Annotated in this window: 2 protein-coding genes; both read right to left on the bottom strand. The window is 74.2% G+C overall.

Annotated features, from left to right (window positions below; genetic code table 11):
- Nucleotides 1–34: 34 nt before the first annotated feature.
- Nucleotides 35–715 carry a histone deacetylase gene (locus tag AB8Z36_RS37005; protein WP_369217770.1) on the bottom strand — a complete coding sequence of 227 codons (681 nt, stop codon included), beginning with the start codon at nt 713–715 and terminating at the stop codon, nt 35–37.
- Nucleotides 712–2,115 (bottom strand): MocR-like pyridoxine biosynthesis transcription factor PdxR, encoded by a 1,404-nt coding sequence (gene pdxR, locus AB8Z36_RS37000; RefSeq protein ID WP_369217769.1) that lies wholly within the window; start codon nt 2,113–2,115, stop codon nt 712–714. The genes AB8Z36_RS37005 and pdxR overlap by 4 nt, the downstream gene beginning before the upstream one ends.
- Between the last annotated feature and the right edge of the window lie 93 nt (nt 2,116–2,208).

The following is a 2,208-nucleotide window of genomic DNA, read 5'->3' as shown; positions in this document are numbered from 1 at the left end:
CCATGCCCCGATCGCTCCCCCGTCCCCCGGCCTCTCAACCCTGGGAGCGGTCGTCCAGCAGTTCCAGGACGTCCCGCTCCGACCAGTGCCCGGCGGCGCCGGGACAGCGCGCGACGTACGCGGCGACGGCGCCCGTGTCCCACGCCCCCGTGGCCACGAGCCCCGCGGCGAGGAACCGCAGGTAGGCGGCGGACGGCGCGACCCCCGGCACATCGGTGACACCCCAGGGGGCCGTGAAGGTCAGCACGGGCACCCCGTCGATGTCGCCCGCGCGCACGAGCGTCTCGTACCGCCCGTCGCCCAGGACGGAACGCCCCGAGGAGAGCACCTCACCGAGGTCGAGGTCCGCGTCCGCGCCCGGCCGCCGGTACATCTCCTGCGCCGCGATGTCGGAGAACTGCTCCACCGTCACCAGATGCGCCCTGGCCAGTACGCGCCCCGCCGCACCGGGGTCGTAGAAGGCGCGGCCACCGCCCCACACGGGCGACCGGGTCGCGAAATACATCACCCCGTCGAGTCCGACGGGCACGGACGCGGCGGGCATCGCGGGGTCACGGCACCCCGGGTACTCCCGCGCCCCGCCCGGGGGCCGTCCGCCCCGTACATAGGCGGCGAGCCGCTCCAGGTGGATGTTGGAGCCGTAGGCCGCGTACCAGACCCGCCCGGCCCGGGGACCGGGCGGAACGGCCGCGCCGAACCCTCCCACGACGGTCACGCGCCGCCCGCCTCCCGGTAGGCCGCCCCGAGCGCCACCAGGCTCCGGCCCAGGTCGGCGCAGTTCACCGAGGCGTAGCTGACCACGAGCGCCGGGGGGCGTGTGGTGTCCGCCAGGGTGTAGAAGCCGCCGCCGCGGACCAGCACCGAGCGGGCGCGGGCCGCGCGGACCAGGGCCTGTTCGTCCACGTGCGGCGGGAGCTGGAGGTAGGCCTGGAGACCGCTGTCCCGGCCCAGGAGGCGGGCGCCGGGCAGGTGGGCCGCGACATGGCGCCGGACGACACCCCTGCGCTTGTGGAACTCCGTGCGCATCTTGCGCTGGTGGCGGTCGAGGGCGCCGGTGTCCACGAACCGGGCGAGCGCGAGCTGTTCGATGCCGGAACAGCCGATGTCCCAGCCCGCCCTGACGTGCTCGACCGACGCCATCAGCTCCGAGGGGGCGGCCAGCCAGCCGAGGCGCAGGGCGGGGGCGAGGATCTTGCTCGCGCTGCCCGCGTAGACCACCCGGTCGGGGGCCAGGCTCTGGAGGGCGGGCACGCGGTCGGAGCGGTGCAGGAAGGCGCTGTCGAAGTCGTCCTCCAGGATGTAGCCGTCCACCCGGCGCGCCCAGTCGATGAGCCGTCGGCGGCGGGCCTGGCTGAGCCGGGAGCCGGTCGGGAAGTGGTTGGCGGGCGTCATGAGCACGGCGCGTACGCCGCTGCGCTCCAACAGGTCCACGCGCAGCCCGTCCTGGTCGACCGGTATGCCCACCGGACGCAGCCCCGAGCTGGTGACGAACTCGCGCTCGCCCGGGTGCCCGGGGTCCTCCACGGCCAGCGCCCCGTGGCCCCGGTTGATGAGCACGTTGCAGATGAGGGCGAGGCCCTGGGCGAAGCCGGCGGTCAGCATGAGGTCCTCGGGGCGCGTCCGCACGCCCCGCACCCGCCCGAGGTAGCCGGTCAGGACGTGCCGGGTCAGCGGCACGCCGGACGGCGGGGCGTAGCTCAGCTCCTGGCGGCCCGCGTCGTTGACCACGGCGGTGACGCAGCGGATCCAGTCCTGGCGGGGGAAGGCCGCGATGTCCGACGTGCCGGTGCGCAGGTCCCACATCGATCCGGCGGCGTCGCGGTCGCGGTCGGGCGACACGAGCGTGGGGACCGCCTGGGAGGCGGGCGGCTCCGCGATGGTGGTGCCGGAACCGCGTTTCGTCAGGAGGTACCCCTCGGCGGTGAGCTGCTCGTACGCCTCCACGACGACGCTGCGGGAGACCCCGAGGTCCTGGGCGAGCTGGCGCGTCGAGGGGATGCGGGTGCCGGGGCGCAGGGTGCCGTTCTCCACCGAACGGCGGAGCGAGTTACGTACTTGTACCGCCAGCGGGAGCCGCGACGTCCGGTCCACGGTGAGTGCGAGCTGCCACGACAAGTGGTCTTCTCTCTGCCGGTCGAAGTGGTATGGCCAGGCATTCTGACATCTGATGAAGTCGTTCCGCACACAACATTCGCCGCTCCGGGGGGA

The sequence above is a fragment of the Streptomyces flavofungini genome, from assembly GCF_041028215.1.
Taxonomy (GTDB): domain Bacteria; phylum Actinomycetota; class Actinomycetes; order Streptomycetales; family Streptomycetaceae; genus Streptomyces; species Streptomyces flavofungini_B.
This window is presented reverse-complemented; position numbering and strand designations above follow the sequence as displayed.